Origin of the sequence: Nocardia xishanensis NBRC 101358 (assembly GCF_001613365.1) — a bacterium.
GTDB classification, from domain to species: domain Bacteria; phylum Actinomycetota; class Actinomycetes; order Mycobacteriales; family Mycobacteriaceae; genus Nocardia; species Nocardia xishanensis.
Genome location: NZ_BDCF01000006.1, coordinates 151193 through 167373, shown reverse-complemented (window position 1 = coordinate 167373; position 16181 = coordinate 151193). Strand labels below are relative to the sequence as shown.

General features: G+C 69.0%; 16 protein-coding genes. 10 read left to right on the top strand and 6 right to left on the bottom strand.

Features of this window, described 5'->3' with window-relative positions:
- Positions 1-12 precede the first annotated feature (12 nt).
- Genes NX1_RS07190 through NX1_RS07180 form a run of 3 tightly spaced genes read left to right on the top strand, consistent with a single transcriptional unit; the run spans position 13 to position 2730 of the window.
- Positions 13-891, top strand: coding sequence for a CoA transferase subunit A (locus NX1_RS07190; RefSeq protein WP_068055694.1), 879 nt, complete (start codon positions 13-15; stop codon positions 889-891).
- Between the two features lie 4 nt (positions 892-895).
- On the top strand, positions 896-1651 hold the full coding sequence (locus NX1_RS07185; protein ID WP_068055692.1) for a CoA-transferase subunit beta: 756 nt from the start codon (positions 896-898) through the stop codon (positions 1649-1651).
- A complete protein-coding gene (locus tag NX1_RS07180) occupies positions 1651-2730 on the top strand; it encodes an NAD(P)H-dependent flavin oxidoreductase (RefSeq protein ID WP_068055689.1) in 1080 nt (359 codons plus the stop codon). Before NX1_RS07185 ends, NX1_RS07180 begins: the two co-directional genes overlap by 1 nt.
- 310 nt (positions 2731-3040) lie before the next feature.
- Here NX1_RS07180 and NX1_RS07175 read toward each other — a convergent pair whose 3' ends face one another.
- From NX1_RS07175 to NX1_RS07150, 6 genes are all read right to left on the bottom strand, one after another.
- Positions 3041-4225, bottom strand: coding sequence for an acetyl-CoA C-acetyltransferase (locus NX1_RS07175; protein ID WP_068055686.1), 1185 nt, complete (start codon positions 4223-4225; stop codon positions 3041-3043).
- An 8-nt stretch (positions 4226-4233) separates the two neighbouring features.
- A complete protein-coding gene (locus NX1_RS07170; protein ID WP_174555458.1) occupies positions 4234-4851 on the bottom strand; it encodes a TetR/AcrR family transcriptional regulator in 618 nt (205 codons plus the stop codon).
- 149 nt (positions 4852-5000) lie between these two features.
- Positions 5001-5351: a hypothetical protein gene (locus tag NX1_RS07165; RefSeq protein WP_068055685.1), complete on the bottom strand. Its 351-nt coding sequence runs from the start codon at positions 5349-5351 to the stop codon at positions 5001-5003.
- A gap of 340 nt (positions 5352-5691) precedes the next feature.
- Positions 5692-6423 carry a hypothetical protein gene (locus NX1_RS07160; protein ID WP_068055669.1) on the bottom strand — a complete coding sequence of 244 codons (732 nt, stop codon included), beginning with the start codon at positions 6421-6423 and terminating at the stop codon, positions 5692-5694.
- 146 nt (positions 6424-6569) lie between these two features.
- On the bottom strand, positions 6570-7370 hold the full coding sequence (locus NX1_RS07155; RefSeq protein ID WP_068055666.1) for an SDR family oxidoreductase: 801 nt from the start codon (positions 7368-7370) through the stop codon (positions 6570-6572).
- Positions 7367-8560, bottom strand: coding sequence for an acyl-CoA dehydrogenase family protein (locus tag NX1_RS07150; protein WP_068055663.1), 1194 nt, complete (start codon positions 8558-8560; stop codon positions 7367-7369). The genes NX1_RS07155 and NX1_RS07150 overlap by 4 nt, the downstream gene beginning before the upstream one ends.
- Before the next feature lie 77 nt (positions 8561-8637).
- Here NX1_RS07150 and NX1_RS07145 point away from each other — a divergent pair, with 77 nt between their 5' ends.
- The 7 genes from NX1_RS07145 (at position 8638) to NX1_RS07115 (ending at position 16140) form a co-directional block, all read left to right on the top strand.
- Complete coding sequence (locus tag NX1_RS07145) at positions 8638-10197, top strand: FadD3 family acyl-CoA ligase (RefSeq protein WP_281216023.1); 1560 nt, start codon at positions 8638-8640, stop codon at positions 10195-10197.
- Positions 10197-11093 (top strand): enoyl-CoA hydratase, encoded by an 897-nt coding sequence (locus NX1_RS07140; RefSeq protein WP_068055657.1) that lies wholly within the window; start codon positions 10197-10199, stop codon positions 11091-11093. The genes NX1_RS07145 and NX1_RS07140 overlap by 1 nt, the downstream gene beginning before the upstream one ends.
- Entirely contained in the window at positions 11093-12235 is a 1143-nt protein-coding gene (locus NX1_RS07135; protein WP_068055655.1) for an acyl-CoA dehydrogenase family protein, read from the top strand. Before NX1_RS07140 ends, NX1_RS07135 begins: the two co-directional genes overlap by 1 nt.
- On the top strand, positions 12232-13263 hold the full coding sequence (locus NX1_RS07130) for an acyl-CoA dehydrogenase family protein (RefSeq protein WP_068055652.1): 1032 nt from the start codon (positions 12232-12234) through the stop codon (positions 13261-13263). Before NX1_RS07135 ends, NX1_RS07130 begins: the two co-directional genes overlap by 4 nt.
- Complete coding sequence (locus tag NX1_RS07125) at positions 13260-14312, top strand: acyl-CoA dehydrogenase family protein (protein ID WP_068055649.1); 1053 nt, start codon at positions 13260-13262, stop codon at positions 14310-14312. The genes NX1_RS07130 and NX1_RS07125 overlap by 4 nt, the downstream gene beginning before the upstream one ends.
- Positions 14313-14452: 140 nt before the next feature.
- A complete protein-coding gene (locus tag NX1_RS07120; protein WP_068055646.1) occupies positions 14453-14905 on the top strand; it encodes a MarR family winged helix-turn-helix transcriptional regulator in 453 nt (150 codons plus the stop codon).
- The gene (locus NX1_RS07115) at positions 14902-16140 is read left to right on the top strand and encodes an MFS transporter (protein ID WP_068055644.1); all 1239 of its coding nucleotides are present in this window, start codon (positions 14902-14904) and stop codon (positions 16138-16140) included. The genes NX1_RS07120 and NX1_RS07115 overlap by 4 nt, the downstream gene beginning before the upstream one ends.
- Positions 16141-16181 lie beyond the last annotated feature (41 nt).

Sequence of the window (16181 nt, the reverse complement as noted above, 5' to 3'; positions counted from 1 at the left end):
ACAGGAGAACACATGCGGGACAAGCGAATGTCGCTCGACGACGTGGTCGGCGAGCTGCGCAGCGGAATGACCATCGGCATCGGCGGCTGGGGTTCCCGGCGCAAGCCGATGGCGCTGGTGCGGGCCATCCTGCGCTCGGATCTCACCGATCTGACCGTGGTCAGCTACGGCGGCCCCGACCTGGGGCTGCTCTGCTCGGCAGGCAAGGTGCGCAAGGCGTACTACGGTTTCGTGTCGCTGGATTCGGCGCCCTTCTACGATCCGTGGTTCGCCAAGGCGCGCACCGAGGGCGCAATCACGGTCCGCGAAATGGACGAGGGCATGATCAAGTGCGGTCTGCAGGCCGCGGCGGCCCGGCTGCCTTTCCTGCCGATCCGCGCCGGGCTCGGCTCCGCGGTCATGGATTTCTGGGAGGGCGAGCTGAAGACCGTCGCCTCCCCCTACCCGGCCGCCGACGGACGGACCGAAACGCTCGTCGCGATGCCCGCGCTGAATCTCGATGCGGCGCTGGTTCATCTCGATCTCGGCGACAAGCACGGCAATGCCGCCTACACCGGCGTCGACCCCTACTTCGACGATCTGTACTGCCTGTCCGCCGAGCGCCGCTACCTGTCGGTCGATCGGCTGGTCGAGACCGAGGAGCTGGTGAAAGCCGTTCCCCAGCAAGCGATCATCCTCAACCGCATGATGGTCGACGGCGTGGTCGAGGCACCGGGCGGCGCGCACTTCACCTTCTCCGGCAGCTACGGCCGGGACGAGAAATTCCAGCGTCACTACGTGGACGCCGCCAAGACGCCCGAGTCGTGGGCCGAGTTCAAGGCCACCTACCTCGACGTCTCCGAGGCCGAATACCAGGCGGCCGTCCGCGCTTTCGCCACGCAGGAGGGCTGACCCGATGACCGATACCACCACTAGCACCCGCGCCGAAGTGTGCGTCGTCGCCTGCGCGGAGATCTTCCGCGGCGCGGGCGAGATCATGGCGAGCCCGATGTCACCGGTCACCACGATCGGCGCCCGGCTGGCCCGCCTCACCTTCGAGCCGGATCTGCTGCTCTCCGACGGCGAGGCGCTGTACCTGGCCGAAACCCCGGCGCTCGGCGCGAAAGCCCCCATCGAGGGCTGGATTCCGTTCTCCAAGGTCTTCGATGTGGTCGCCTCCGGGCGGCGGCACGTGGTCATGGGCGCCAACCAGATCGACCGGTACGGCAACCAGAACCTGTCCGCCTTCGGCCCGCTTCAGCGGCCGACCAGGCAGATGTTCGGCGTCCGTGGCGCTCCTGGCAACACCATCAACCACGCCACCAGCTACTGGGTGCCCAAGCACAACAAGCGGGTCTTCTGCGAGCAGGTCGACATCGTATCCGGCATCGGCTACGACAAGATCGACCAGGAGAACCCGGCTTTCCGCTTCCACCACCTGCACCGGGTCGTGAGCAATCTGGGCGTCTTCGACTTCGGCGGGCCCGGCAACACGATGCGCGCCCTCTCGCTGCACCCCGGGGTGAGCGCGGACGAGGTCGCCGAGAACACCTCGTTCGAGATCGCCGAGCTCGGCGACGCGGGCCAGACGCGGCTGCCGAGCGAGGAAGAGCTCCGGATCATCAGGACGGTGCTGGATCCCAAGGGAATTCGCGACAAGGAGGTGGCCTGATGACCGGACGCTTGCACACCCCGCTGACCGAACTGGTCGGCGTCGAGCATCCCGTCGTGCAAACCGGCATGGGTTGGGTGGCAGGACCGAGCCTGGTCTCGGCCACCGCCAACGCGGGCGGGCTCGGCATTCTCGCCTCGGCGACCATGACGTTCGCGGAGCTGGAAGCGGCGATCGCGAAGACCAAGGCGCACACCGACAAACCGTTCGGCGTGAACATCCGCGCCGACGCCACCGACGCCGGCGAACGCATCGACCTGCTGATCAGGGAGAAAGTCGCGGTCGCGTCGTTCGCGCTCGCGCCGAAGAAGGATCTCATCGCGAAGCTGAAAGACAACGGCGTCGTGGTGATTCCGTCGATCGGCGCGGCCAAGCACGCGGTGAAGGTGGCCTCGTGGGGCGCCGACGCGGTGATCGTGCAGGGCGGCGAGGGCGGCGGGCACACCGGTCCGGTGGCGACCACGCTGCTGCTGCCCTCGGTGCTCGACGCGGTCGACATCCCGGTCGTCGCGGCGGGCGGCTTCTTCGACGGGCGCGGCCTGGCGGCGGCGCTGGCCTACGGCGCGGCGGGCGTCGCGATGGGCACCCGCTTCCTGCTGACCCAAGAGAGCTCCGTGCCCGACGCGGTGAAGCAGGAATACCTGCGCAGGCAGTTGCAGGACACCGTGGTCTCGCTCAAGGTCGACGGCATGCCGCATCGCGTGCTGAACACCGAACTGGTTCAGCGGCTGGAGCATTCGGGCCGCTGGCGGGGGCTGGCCGCGGCGGTGTCGAACGCGGCGCGGTTCAAGAGCATGACCGGCATGAAGTGGTCGACCATGGTCAAGGACGGCCTGGCCATGCGGAAGACCAAGGACCTGAGCTGGTCCCAGGTGGTCATGGCCGCCAATACCCCGATGCTGTTGCGCGCCGGGCTCGTCGAGGGCAATACCCAGGCGGGCGTGCTCGCGGCGGGTCAGGTCACCGGCATCATCGATGACCTGCCGACCTGTAGGGAGCTCATCGATCACGTGGTGACCGACGCGCTGGCGCGCATCGAGGCGGTGTCGGCGCTCGCCGGTCAGACGGCTGCTCACTGATTCCGATCAGCGTCGACCTACAAGGCCGCTCGATCCCCGGATCGAGCGGCCTTTGTCATGCTCTAGCCGGTAATCAGGCCGGACCTCGCAGGCGTTTCGCACGGTTCGCAGCGCATACAGACCCTGCGAGGCGTGCGAAGCATCTGCGAGGTGCGCCCATGGGGCCACGCCCGGTTCGATCCGCGGACATGGCGGGGCGTGGACATTGATCCTCGCGCCGAGCGGGATGAGGGCGGCGGGCGGGCACTTGCGAAGGGCGAAAACCGCGCCGGGTGAAGGACATTCACCCGGCGCGGATCGCGATCGGTAGTTACAGGCGCTCGATGATGGTCACATTGGCGGTGCCGCCGCCCTCGCAGATGGTCAGCAGGCCGTAGCGGCCGTTGCGGCGTTCCAGCTCGTTGAGCAGGGTGGCGAAGAGCTTGGCTCCGGTGGCGCCGAGCGGGTGGCCGAGCGCGATGGCGCCGCCGTTGACGTTGACCTTCTCCGGGTCGGCGCCGGTCTCCTTCAGCCAGGCCAGCACGACGGATGCGAACGCTTCGTTGATCTCGACCACGTCGATGTCGTCCATGGTGAGGCCGGTCTTGGCCAGCGCCCACTTGGTGGCCGGGATCGGCGCGGTGAGCATGAAGATCGGGTCAGCGCCGCGCGCGCTGACATGGTGGATGCGGGCGCGCGGCTTCAGGCCGTACTCCTGCACCGCCCACTCGGAGGCGAGCAGGGTGGCGCTGGCGCCGTCGGAGATCTGGCTGGCCACCGCGGCGGTGAGCGGGCTGCCCTCGGCGAGCGCGGGCAGCGAGGCCATCTTCTCCAGCGAGGTCTCGCGCGGGCCCTGGTCGATCCAGAAATCGCCGACCGGGACGATCTCGTTGTCGAACTTGCCTTCCTTGATGGCCTGGCGGGCACGCTCGTGGCTGCGCAGCGCCCACTGCTCCATGTCCTGGCGGCTGATGCCCCACTTCTCGGCGATCTGCTGCGCGCCGCGGAACTGGGAGACCTCGTCGGTGCCGTACCGGTGGTCCCAGCCCTGCGCGCCGACGAACGGCGACTCGAAGCCGTACTCCTTGCCCGCGAGCATGGCCGCCGAGATCGGGATGGCGCTCATGTTCTGCACGCCGCCGGCGACGATCACCTCGGCGGTGCCGCTCATGATGGCCTGCGCGCCGAAATTGATGGCCTGCTGGGAAGATCCGCACTGCCGGTCGACGGTGACGCCGGGGACTTCCTCCGGGTAGCCCGCGGCCAGCCACATGGTGCGGCCGATGTTGCCCGCCTGCGGACCGATGTTGTCGACGCAGCCGACGATCACGTCGTCGACGTTGATCGGGTCGATCGAGCTGCGGTCGATCAGTCCGCGCAGCGCGGCCGCACCCAGATCGGCCGGGTGCACACCGGCCAGCGCGCCACCGCGCTTGCCGACCGGGGTGCGCACCGCGTCGATCACGTAAGCGTCCCGTAGGGGGGTGTACGGGCGGCGGGCGGAAGGTGCAGACATTGGGTCTCCTAGTCGGTGTGCCGCGAGACGGTCAGCCCGTCGAGCACGATGGTGAGGTACTGCTTGGCGAGGTTTTCGACGGTGATGGCGCCGCCCGGCTGGTACCAGCGCACGGCGACCCAGACGGTGTCGCGCAGGAAGCGATAGGCCAGTTCGACGTCGAGCTCGGGACGGAAGCTGCCGTCCTCGACACCGTTGATCAGCACCCGGTGCCAGAGCTCGCGGAACTCCCGGTTGTACTCCTCGATGTAGGCGAAACGCTCCGCGTCGCGCAGGCGTTTGGCCTCGGCCTGGTAGATCGCGACCGCGGCATGGAAGCGGTCGAACGACTCGTAGGACGCGATCACCAAGGCTTCCAAGGTGTCTCGCGAGCTGAGGCCGGAGCCGACGATCTCGCGGTAGCGGCCGAACAGATCATCGAGGAAGCCGCGCAGGATCTCGTCCACCATCGACTCCTTGGAATCGAAGTGGTGGTAGAGACTCCCGGATAGAATCCCGGCCGCGTCGGCTATATCGCGCACCGTGGTCGCGCGCAATCCACGCTGGGCGAACAGATCGGCCGCCAGCGCGAGCAGTTCGTTGCGTCGTGCGGATTTCGAGGCGTCAGGTGCGGTCACGAAGGCCATAATACAACCAAGCATTTGCTTGGTGCTAGGGCGTCGACCATCGCGGAAGGCAGCCGTCACGACGGGATCGGTCACACCAGACGCCGGCCAAGTAGGAAGAGCCGCGTAGAGGGGCCGACATGCGTTAGGTGGCCCGCGCCCTGCTGGACCTACGCCGGGACAACAGCAAGCTGGGACAAGACTCGCTCGGGGTCGCCGAGATATGCATAGCCTTCACTGTTGATGAACATCGCCATCAACTCGGCCAGACTGTCGCGCTCGGCTGTGGTGACAGCGATCTGCCGCTTCACGAGGCTCGCGCACAGGCCGTCGACTAGTTCACCCCACTCACCGACATCGCTGAAAGTCCGATACTGGGCAAGCGTTTCAGCCGGAAGCCGGTCCGCCAGCCGTTCCAGCAGATCGCGCGATTCCTTGTTGAGCTTATTGATGCGGTCGATCTGTTCCTGTGTCCTACGGGGCCTTTCGCGCGTCCTGCGGGGCCGTTCACTGGACTCCATGTCCTCCCTAGCCTTACTTGATCGGGTTACCATTCGCATCGTTCCGGTATACCCCGGGCCCGCTGACCGGATAGCCGGTCCGGACGCTGCCATAGTCGGCCCGTTGGCTGTTGAGGCAGGTGCGTCTCAGGTGGGCGGGTAGCCGCATCACTAGCGCTGCGATACCAGGCTTGCGCTGGCAGCTGCGTGGCCAGGTCGACCACGCCCGGCCCGAATTGGCACGGAGAAAGCTGGCCGCTGTGGCGGCGGCCGAGATGCTGGACCGGCAACCGCGTCTCTCCCCCGTGTCACCGATAGCGGTAACGAGCGAACACGACTCGCAGGTGCGGAGATGGCGGCGCTAGCGCAGCGAGTAGCGGATCGGGGAGGACACCGAGAGGTCGGCGAGGAGGCGGTCGCAGATGACGACGGGGGAGATGCCTGCGCGGGCCATGCGGGCGACGAGCGCCAATCTTCGCTCCGGCGTGTCCCATTCGACGGTCAACGGTCCGCGGCCCGGGCCCGCGTCGACGGTCGCCATTACGCGGGGTGGGCCGTACGGGACCGGTTCTTCGATGAGCTTCAGCACCATGCCGCGCTGCCAGGCATGGTAGGCGTCCATATCGGCGCCGACCACCAGTTTGTCGGTGGCGGCGCACAGACCCTGCGCGATCTCGTCGGCGACGGCGCCGCGGTCGAAGTGATGCTTGCGGCAGCGGCGCAGCACCTCGATGAGGTCGGCGCGCACCTCGCGCAGCAGGGCGGTCTGGCGCTGGCGCCGCCGGTCCTGCTCCGAGGGAACTCCGGCGGGAGACCGCAGCCCGATCCGGCGGGCGCGGGCGTTGTCGCGCATCATGTCGGCGCGCAACGCGGCTCTCGGGTCTCGTTCGACTTCGGTCTCGTCGATCGCGAACAGCTCGAGAATTTGCGCGGCCCGGTATGCCGTCGCCCGCGCGGACTGGTGGTTCATGAGCTCGGCGCCGAGTGTCAAGGCGGCGAGAACCATGCTGTCCAGCCTGCGCCTGGCCAACACGACCTCGCGTACGACGTCGAGTTCTAGTTGTTCGCGGGCAGGTGGGCGATACGGGCCCATAGCCAACGCCCCTTACGAAATTGCGGGATCCGTCCTCCCCCAGCATGGCACACCCCGGCCCCGCGCGCCCCACCCTTTTTCACCTGATCGGGCGCCCATTTCCGGGTAAGGAAGCGGACGCCCGAAGGCGATCTCAATCGGGCGCCTCAGGCCCGCTGACTGCTCACGGAAACGACCTCGCCGGTGAGGTAGCTGGTGTAGTCGCTGGCCAGCATGGCGATGGTCGCGGCCACCTCCCACGGCTCGGCCGCGCGCCCGAACGCCTCCCGCTCGGAGAGCTGATCGAGCAGTTCCGTCGAGCTGACCTTGTCGAGGAACGCGTGCCTGGCGATGCTGGGCGCGACGGCGTTGATCCGCACGCCGAGTTCGGCGGCCTCGATCGCGCTGCACCGGGTCAGCGCCATCACGCCCGCCTTGGCCGCGGCGTAGTGGGCTTGGCCGTACTGCGCGCGCCAGCCGAGGACGCTGGCGTTGTTCACGATGACGCCGCCGTGCCCCGCCGAACGGAAGTAGGCCAGCGCCGCGCGGGTGCAGCGGAAGGTGCCGTTGAGCGTGATGTCCAGGACGCGGTCCCACTGCTCGTCGGTCATGTCGACCACGGGCGTCTCCCCACCGAGACCCGCGTTGTTGACCATGATGTCGATGCGGCCGAGCGCTTCCGCCGCGCCGCGCACCAGCGCGTCCACTTGCTCGGTGCTCTGCACGTCGCAGGCGATCGCGGCGACCCGGCGATCCGGGAACTCACCCTTCAGCTCGACCTCGGTCTCGGCGAGCCTGCGCTCGTGCCAATCCGAGACGACCACGTCGGCGCCCTCGGCGAGCAGCCTGCGCGCCGTGGCCGAGCCGATGCCGGTCCCGGCGGCCGCGGTCACGACGGCGACGCGTCCGGTCAGCAGGCCGTGCCCGGCGACGGGCTCGGGGGCGACCGAAAGGGGCCGCGCCGTCACGGCCGGGCCTCGCGCGGCAGGCCGAGCACACGCTCGGAGATGATGTTGCGCTGCACTTCGTTCGAACCTCCGTAGATGGTGTCGGCGCGGGTGAACAGATACAGCCGCTGCCATTCGTTGAGATCGTCGTCCTCGTCGGCCACCAGGCCGCGCGCGCCGAGCACCGCCATGGCCAGTTCGCCGAGCCCACGGTGCCAGTTGGCCCAGAGCAGCTTGGCGACCGAGGCCTGCCCGCCGTCGTCGACGCCGGTGCCTTCCATGGTGCGCAGCGCGTGCGCGCGCAGCACCCGCAGACCCACCCAGGCCCGGTCGATCCGGTCCGCGATGAGCGGTTCGTCGGCCACGCCGATGCGGCGGGCCAGCGCCTCGATGTCGGCCAGTTCCCGCGCGAAGCGGATCTGCTGGCCGAGGGTGGAGATGCCGCGTTCGAAGGTCAGCGTGCCCATCGCGATGCGCCAGCCGTCGCCGGGCGCGCCGACGACCAGGTCGGCCGCGGTGCGCGCGTCGTCGAAGAAGACTTCGTTGAACTCCGACGTCCCGGTGAGCTGGATGATCGGGCGCACCTCGATACCCGGCTGCTTCATGGGAACGAGCAGGTAGGACAGGCCCTTGTGGCGGGAAGAGCCCTTCTCGGTGCGGGCGACCACGAAGCACCAATCGGCCACGTGGGCCAGCGAGGTCCAGATCTTCTGGCCATTGATGGACCACTCGTCGCCGTCGAGGTGCGCGGCGGTGCTGATGGCGGCCAGGTCCGAACCCGCACCCGGTTCCGAGTAGCCCTGGCACCACAGCTCGGTGACATTGCGAATGCCGGGCAGGAAGCGGTCCTTCTGCGCCTGTGTGCCGAAGGCGAGCACGGTCGGGCCGAGCAGCTCCTCCCCCACGTGCGAGACCCGAGCGGGCGCGTTGGCCTTGGCGTACTCCTCGTGGAAGATCACCTGCTGGCGCACGGTGGCCTCGCGACCGCCGTACTCCTTGGGCCAGCCGAGGCAGGTCCATCCGGACGCGGCCAAGTGCCGGTCCCAGGCGAGGCGCTCGTCGAACGCCTCGTGCTCGCGGCCTGGACCGCCCAATCCGCGCAGTTCGCGGAATTCTCCGTTGAGATTCTCGGCCAGCCATTCCCGCACTTCGGCGGAAAACCGCGCGTCCCGCGCGGCAGTGTCGGAATCTGAGGTCTGGATCGCAACCACGCCGGTAGGATAACCTACCAAGCACTTGCTTTGTAGAGTGCATGCATAAGTACTCGCGTGAACGGTGAGGAACACCCGTGACAACCCCTGCACAAACGACACCGATGGCCCTGCACGATGCCGCTCGGACCTTCGGTGCCGCCCCCGCGCTGGCCGACGGCGACGTCCGTCTCGACTGGGCCCAGCTGCTGGCCGTGGTCCAGCAGACGGCGCGTGCGCTGATCGCGCGCGGCGTGCAGTCCGGCGACCGGGTGGCCATGTGGGCGCCGAACACCCACCACTGGGTGGTCGCCGCGCTGGCCGCGCACTACGCCGGCGCGGCGCTCGTGCCGCTGAACACCCGCTACATCGCCGACGAGGCCGCGGACGTGCTGTCGAGAGTCGACGCGAAGGCGCTGTTCGTCGCGGGCTCTTTCCTCGGCCGCGACCGGCTGGCCGAACTACGAGCCGCCGCACCGGAGTTGGCCATCCCGACGATCGTGGTGATAGCCGTCGAACCGGGCGGCGAGACGACCAGCACCGATCCGAGCGTGCTGAACTGGTCGGATCTGGCGGTGATCGCCGAGACCGTTCCGGTCGAGGACGCCGAGAAGCGCGCCGCCGCCGTCGACACCGAGGACATCTCCGACATCCTGTTCACCTCCGGCACCACCGGACGCAGCAAGGGCACGCTCGTCGCGCATCGGCAGGCGCTGTCGGTGGTGCGCGCGTGGGCCGAATGCACCACCCTGAACAGCGACGACCGCTACCTCGTTGTCAGCCCGTTCTTCCACAACTTCGGCTACAAGGCGGGCATCCTCGCCTGCCTGGTCACCGGCGCGACGATCGTCCCGCAGGCCACGTTCGACGTGCCGCAGACGATGCGGCTGGTCGGGCAGGAGAAGATCACCGTGCTGCCGGGACCGCCGACGATCTACCAGACGATCCTGGACTTCCCCGACCGCGGCTCCTACGACCTGGGCACGCTGCGAGTGGCCGTCACCGGCGCTGCCACGGTGCCGGTGGTGCTCGTCGAACGGATGCGTTCCGAGCTCGAATTCGCCGTCGTCATCACGGGTTACGGCCTGTCGGAGGCGGCCGGGTTCGGCACCATGTGCCGCGCCGACGACGACGCCGAGACCATCGCCAACACCTGCGGCAGGCCCATCGCGGGCTTCGAGCTGAAGCTCAGCGAGGCCGGCGAGGTCCTGCTGCGCGGTCCGAACGTCATGCTCGGCTACCTGGACGATCCGCAGAGCACCGCCGAGACCATCGACGCCGAGGGCTGGCTGCACACCGGCGACATCGGCACCCTCGACGAGCGCGGCTACCTCAGAATCACCGACCGGCTCAAGGACATGTACATCTCCGGCGGCTTCAACGTCTACCCGGCCGAGATCGAGCAGGCGCTCGCCCGGCTCGACGGCGTGGCCGAGTCGGCGGTCGTCGGCGTGCCCGACACCAGGATGGGCGAGGTGGGCAAGGCCTACGTGGTACGCAAGTCCGGTTCGTCGCTGACCGAGGACCAGGTGCTCGCCCACGCCACCACCGTGCTGGCAAATTTCAAGGTGCCGCGCTTCGTCGAATTCCGCGATCAGCTGCCCTACAGCGCCGCCGGGAAAGTGCTCAAGCGTCAACTACGTGAGGAGAAGTCGTAATGCCAGACCAAGCGGAGAACGGCTCGGTGCCGGACGAAGGCGAGGTCGTCACCTACGAGCGGCGCGGCCGGGTCGCAATCGTCACGATGAACCGGCCCGATTACCGCAACGCGCAGAACTCGGTGATGACCTACGCGCTCGACGCCGCCTTCCAACGCGCCGTCGAGGACGACGAGGTCGGCGTGATCGTCTTGGCGGGCAACGGCAAACACTTCAGCGCCGGACACGACATCGGGACGCCGGGCCGCGACCACCACGTGCGCTACGACAACAAGGCCGTCCTGTGGTGGGATCACGTCGACAAGCAGGGCGGCGACCAGCGTTTCGCCAGGGAGTCCGAGGTGTACCTCGGCATGTGCCGTCGCTGGCGGGAGATCCCCAAGCCGACCATCGCCATGGTGCAGGGCGCCTGCATCGCGGGCGGGCTGATGCTCGCGTGGGTGTGCGATCTGATCGTCGCCTCCGACGACGCGTTCTTCTCCGATCCCGTGGTGCGCATGGGCATTCCGGGTGTGGAGTACTTCGCGCACCCGTGGGTGATGGGCCCGCGCGCGGCCAAGGAGTTCCTCTTCACCGGCGACCGCTTCGGCGCGGCGCAGGCCAAGGAGTGGGGCATGGTCAACCGGGTGGTCCCGCGCGCCGAACTGGAGGCCGAGACCATGGCGCTTGCCGAGAAGATCGGCGCCATGCCGCGCTTCGGTCTCGCGCTCACCAAGAAGGCGGTCAACCAGGCCGAGGACCTGATGGGCATGCGCACCGGCATGGACTCGGTCTTCGGGCTGCACCACTTCGCGCACGCGCACAACGCCGAGGTCGGCGCGGACTCACTCGGGGGCATGAACGCCAAGACGATGAAGGCCAGTGCGAGCACGGCCGAACAGAACGGGACGACGTAGTGGATCTGGATCTGGACCAGGCGACCCAGGAATTCCAGCGGGAAGTCCGCGAATTCCTGGCCGCCGCGAAACCCTCGGCGCCGCTGCCATCCATGGACACGAAGGCCGGGTTCGAGGCGCACCGCGACTGGGAGCGCACCCTGGCCGACGCGCGGCTGTCGGTGGTCTCCTGGCCGCGGGAGTACGGCGGGCGCGACGCCTCGCTGCTGGAGTGGGTGCTGTTCGAGCAGGAGTACTACGCCGCCGGTGCGCCGGGGCGGGTCAGCCAGAACGGCATCTTCCTGCTGGCGCCGACGCTGTTCGAACACGGCACCGCCGAGCAGCTCGACCGCATCATGCCGCGGATGGCGCGCGGCGACGACATCTGGGCGCAGGCCTGGTCGGAGCCAGAGGCGGGCAGCGACCTGGCGGGCATCAGGTCGACGGCGCGCCGCACCGAGGGCGGCTGGCTGCTCAGCGGTCAGAAGACGTGGAGTTCGCGAGCCGCGTTCGCGGACTGGGCCTTCGGCCTCTTCCGCAGCGATCCGGAGGCGGAGCGGCACAAGGGACTCACGTACGTGATGTTCCCGCTCACCGCGGACGGTGTCTCGGTGCGGCCGATTCCGCAGCTGGACGGTGAACCCGGCTTCGCCGAGATCTTCCTCGACGACGTCTTCGTACCGGATCGCGACGTGATCGGCGCGCCAGGCGAGGGCTGGCGGGTGGCGATGAGCACCTCGAGCAACGAACGCGGTCTCTCGCTGCGCAGCCCAGGCCGGTTCAGCGCGACCGCGCGGCGGCTCGTCGACCTGTGGCTGGACAGCGGCGACCGCACCAACACCGCGCAGCGCGACGCCGTCGTCGACGCGTGGATTCGCAGCGAGGCCTACCGCCTGCACACCTTCGGGACCGTCACCCGGTTGAACGAGGGCGGCAAGCTCGGCGCGGAATCCTCGATCACCAAGGTGTTCTGGTCCGAACTCGACATCGACATGCACGAGACCGCGCTCGACGTGCTCGGCGCGGCGGCCGAGCGGTCAGGACCGTGGACCGACGGCTACTTGTTCTCGCTGTCCGGCCCGATCTACGCGGGCACCAACGAGATCCAGCGCAACATCATCGCCGAGCGGCTGCTCGGACTACCCCGAGGGAGCAGCCGATGAGATTCGCGCTCAGTACGGAACAGACCGATTTCGCCGCCAGCGTGCGCAAGCTGCTCGACGCCGGGCGAACGCCGACCGCGGTGCGCGCCTGGGCGAACGGCGATTCGCGGCCAGGCCGCGCGCTGATCGAGCAGCTGGCGGGCGCGGGCGTGCTCGGCCTCGCGGTCGACGAGGCGTACGGCGGTGTCGGCGCCGACCCGATCGACCTCGTCGTCGCGTTCGTCGAGATCGGCCGGTCCGCCGCGCCGGGACCGCTGGTCGAGACCGCGGCCGCGATTCCCGTTCTGCTCCAGTCGCTTCCGAAATCCGACGCGGCCGAACGCTGGCTGCCCGGGCTCGCCGAAGGCACCGCGCTCGGCACGGTCGCCTTCGCCACTCCCGGGCTCGATCCGGTCGCGCTCGACGCCGACGTCGCCGACGTGACGCTGCTCGTGGACAGCGCGCAGGTGTTCCTCGGCGAGCGCGGCGCGGCGATCCGTTCGGTCGACCCGGCACGCAAGCTGTTCGCGGTGACGGCCGCCGAGCTCGTCGCAGGCGACGACCGGGTGCTGGAGGCGGGCGCGGTCGCGTTCGACACCGGTGTGCTCGCCGCCGCCGCGCAACTGCTCGGTGCTGGTCGCGCGCTGCTGCACGCGGCCACCGAATACGCCAAGCAGCGCAAGCAGTTCGGCAAGCCGATCGGCGAATTCCAGGCCGTGAAGCAGAAGCTCGCCGATGTGCTGATCGCGCTCGACCTGGCCGAGCCACTGCTCTACCGGGCCGGGCTCACCATGGGCGAGCCGACCCGCAGCCGCGACGTGTCGGCCGCGATTCTGGCCTGTGGCGACGCCGCGCACACCGCCGCGCGGGCGGCATTGCAGGTGCACGGCGCGATCGGCTACACCGCCGAATACGACCTGTCGCTGTGGCTGACCAAGGTCACCGCGCTGCGCGCCGCCTGGGGCACGCCGGATCTGCACCGCGCAAGGATCGCCCGCGCCCTGCGCGACGAGGCCGTCCGGGATCGAGCGCTGCGAGGCACCGCATGACCGCCGCCGAACACCAGGAATTCGTCGCCTCGGTACGCGCGCTGCTCACCAAGCACGCGGGACGCGACGCCGTGCGCGCGGCGATGGACACCGAACTCGGCTACGACCCGAAGCTCTGGCGGCTGCTCTGCGAGCAGATCGGCGTCGCGGCGCTGGCGGTGCCGGAGGAGTACGGCGGCTTCGGCGCGTCGCTCGTCGAATCGCTGCTCGTAGTCGGCGAATTGGGCCGGACGCTGGCGGGCGTGCCGATGCTCGGTTCGGCCGTGCTCGGCGCGCAGGCCGTGCTGCTCTCCGGTGACGAGGACGCCTGCGCCCGGCTGCTGCCTGGCGTCGCGGAAGGCACGACCACGCTGGCGGTCTGCTGGGCGAACGCGACCGGCTGGGATACGCCCGGCGTTCGCGCCGACGGCGAGTCGCTTTCCGGTACGGCGCATTACGTGCTGGACGGCGCGCACGCGGACACGCTGATCGTGCTCACCCCGACCGGACTGTTCGAGGTGGAGGCCACTGCCGCGGGCATCACCCGGCGCACGGTCGCGACCATGGACCCGACCCGCAAGCTCACCGAGATCGGCTTCGACGGTGTCACCGCGCGCAAGCTCGGCACCAATGATCCGGATGCCGTCGCGGGGCGGCTGCGCGAGATCGCGTGGGCGGCGGTGGCCGCCGAGCAGGTCGGCGCGGCGGAGCAGTGCCTGGAGATGACGGTCGAATACACCAAGTCCCGGGTGCAGTTCGGGCGGGTGATCGGCAGTTTCCAGGCGCTCAAGCACCGGATGGCCGATATGTATGTGCTGCTGGAGTCGGCCAAGTCCGCGTCCTATGCCGCCACCGCCGCGGTCGCCGCCGACCTGCCGTCGGCCGCCGAGGACGTGTGGGTCGCGCGGACGCAGTGCTCGGAGGCGCTTACCGAGATCGTCTCCGAGACAGTGCAATTGCACGGCGGTATCGCCATCACCTGGGAGCACGACGCGCACCTGTTCTTCAAGCGCGCGCATGGCGACGCCCAGCTCTTCGGCACACCCCACCGCCCCCTGGCGCACACCTAGCGCACCTGACCGAAGGCCCCGGTGACCCCTCACCGGGGCCTTTCGTCGTGCGCGAGGTAGCGACGGCGCTCGCGGTGGGCTATTTCACTGCTAATAGATAGTTAGCTTATGTAATAATATTCCCTGTGCAGCATGCTCCAGTGACGACTTCAGACATCGTGGTCGATCTCCTCGTCACCGCGGGCAGGCTGACCCGGCTGGCCGGGGTGATCGGCGACGACGATCTGCCACGTGCCGTTCTGCGGGCACTTGCCGTCCTCGACGAGCACGGCGCGGTGCGGGTCAGCGAATTCGCCAGAATCGATCGATGCTCCCAGCCAGCGGCAACGGCGCTGCTCGGCAGGCTCGTCGAGGACGGATTCGCGACGAGGACCAAGGATCCCGCGGACTCCAGGGCGGTCGTCGTCGACCTCACCCCGGCCGGACGCGAGCGACTGGCCGTGGCACGCGCCGCCTACGGCACGGCCATGGCCTCCCGGCTCGCCGAATTCGACGTCGAACGACTCGCGCGAATGGAATCCGATCTGAACGAACTGCTGGAAGCGCTGAAAAAGAGCGCGCCCCAGCACTATCCGTCGAGGGAAAACCGATGAGAGTGGACACCCGCGCCGCCACCGGCGCGCCCGCGTCGACCGAACAGCCCAAAGCGGTCTGGGCGGTCGCCTTCGCCAGCGTCATCGCCTTCATGGGCATCGGCCTTGTCGACCCGATCCTCAAGCCGATCGGCGAACAGCTGCACGCATCGCCCTCGCAGGTTTCGCTGCTTTTCACCAGCTACATGCTGGTGACGGGCGTGGCGATGCTGATAACGGGCGTGGTCTCCAGCCGGTTCGGCGCGAAGAAGACGCTGCTGGCGGGCCTGGCCGTCATCGTGATGTTCGCGGCGCTGGCGGGCATGTCGAACACCGTCGAGCAGATCGTCGGGTTCCGCGCGGGCTGGGGGCTCGGCAACGCGCTGTTCATCGCCACCGCGCTGGCCACCATCGTCGGCGCGGCCAGCGGCGGCGTCGCGCGCGCCATCATCCTGTACGAGGCGGCGCTCGGCATCGGCATCGCGACCGGCCCGCTGGTCGGCGGCGTGCTCGGCGGAATCAGCTGGCGCGGACCGTTCTTCGGCGTCTCGGCGCTGATGGCCATCGCCTTCGTCTGCATCGTCGTGCTGCTGCCCGAGAGCCCGAAGCCCGCGCGCGGCACTTCGCTCGCCGCGCCGTTCCAGGCGCTGCGTCACCGCGGCCTGCTCACCGTCAGCATCACCGCGCTGCTCTACAACTTCGGCTTCTTCACCCTGCTCGCCTACACCCCGTTCCCGCTGGACATGGGCACCTACGCGATCGGGTTCATCTTCTGCGGCTGGGGCATTCTGCTCGCGCTGGCCTCGGTCTTCTTCGCCCCCGGTCTGCAACGACACTTCGGCACGCTGCCGATGATGGGTCTCGCGCTCGGGCTGTTCGCGACGGACCTGGCGGTGATGGCGCTGTTCGCGGAGAACAAGACGGTACTGATCGTCGGCACGGTGCTCGCCGGCCTGTTCCTCGGTGTGAACAACACCCTGATCACCGAGGCCGTGATGATCTCGGCGCCGGTGGAGCGGTCCACCGCCTCGGCGGCCTACAGCTTCGTCCGATTCGCGGGCGGCGCCGCCGCGCCGTGGCTGGCGGGCAAGCTCGGCGAGCACAGCATCGCGCTGCCGTTCTGGGTCGGCGCGGCGTGCACCGCGGCCGCCGTCCTCGTCCTGTTCGCCGGGCATGCCGCGCTGGCCCACATCGACGACCACGATCCCGCGCCGCACTCGGTGGAGGAGGCGCAGGCGATCACGGTCGGCGACTGAGTTCTCAGCTCACGGGCCCCGCTGTTCCGGCGGAGCCCGTG

Excerpts from the sequence above, each read along its gene's own strand:
- NX1_RS07190 (WP_068055694.1), top strand. The coding sequence starts at position 13 with ATGCGGGACAAGCGAATGTCGCTCGACGACGTGGTCGGCGAGCTGCGC.
- NX1_RS07185 (WP_068055692.1), top strand. The coding sequence starts at position 896 with ATGACCGATACCACCACTAGCACCCGCGCCGAAGTGTGCGTCGTCGCC.
- NX1_RS07180 (WP_068055689.1), top strand. The coding sequence starts at position 1,651 with ATGACCGGACGCTTGCACACCCCGCTGACCGAACTGGTCGGCGTCGAG.
- NX1_RS07175 (WP_068055686.1), bottom strand. The coding sequence starts at position 4,225 with ATGTCTGCACCTTCCGCCCGCCGCCCGTACACCCCCCTACGGGACGCT.
- NX1_RS07170 (WP_174555458.1), bottom strand. The coding sequence starts at position 4,851 with ATGGCCTTCGTGACCGCACCTGACGCCTCGAAATCCGCACGACGCAAC.
- NX1_RS07165 (WP_068055685.1), bottom strand. The coding sequence starts at position 5,351 with ATGGAGTCCAGTGAACGGCCCCGCAGGACGCGCGAAAGGCCCCGTAGG.
- NX1_RS07160 (WP_068055669.1), bottom strand. The coding sequence starts at position 6,423 with ATGGGCCCGTATCGCCCACCTGCCCGCGAACAACTAGAACTCGACGTC.
- NX1_RS07140 (WP_068055657.1), top strand. The coding sequence starts at position 10,197 with ATGCCAGACCAAGCGGAGAACGGCTCGGTGCCGGACGAAGGCGAGGTC.
- NX1_RS07130 (WP_068055652.1), top strand. The coding sequence starts at position 12,232 with ATGAGATTCGCGCTCAGTACGGAACAGACCGATTTCGCCGCCAGCGTG.
- NX1_RS07125 (WP_068055649.1), top strand. The coding sequence starts at position 13,260 with ATGACCGCCGCCGAACACCAGGAATTCGTCGCCTCGGTACGCGCGCTG.
- NX1_RS07115 (WP_068055644.1), top strand. The coding sequence starts at position 14,902 with ATGAGAGTGGACACCCGCGCCGCCACCGGCGCGCCCGCGTCGACCGAA.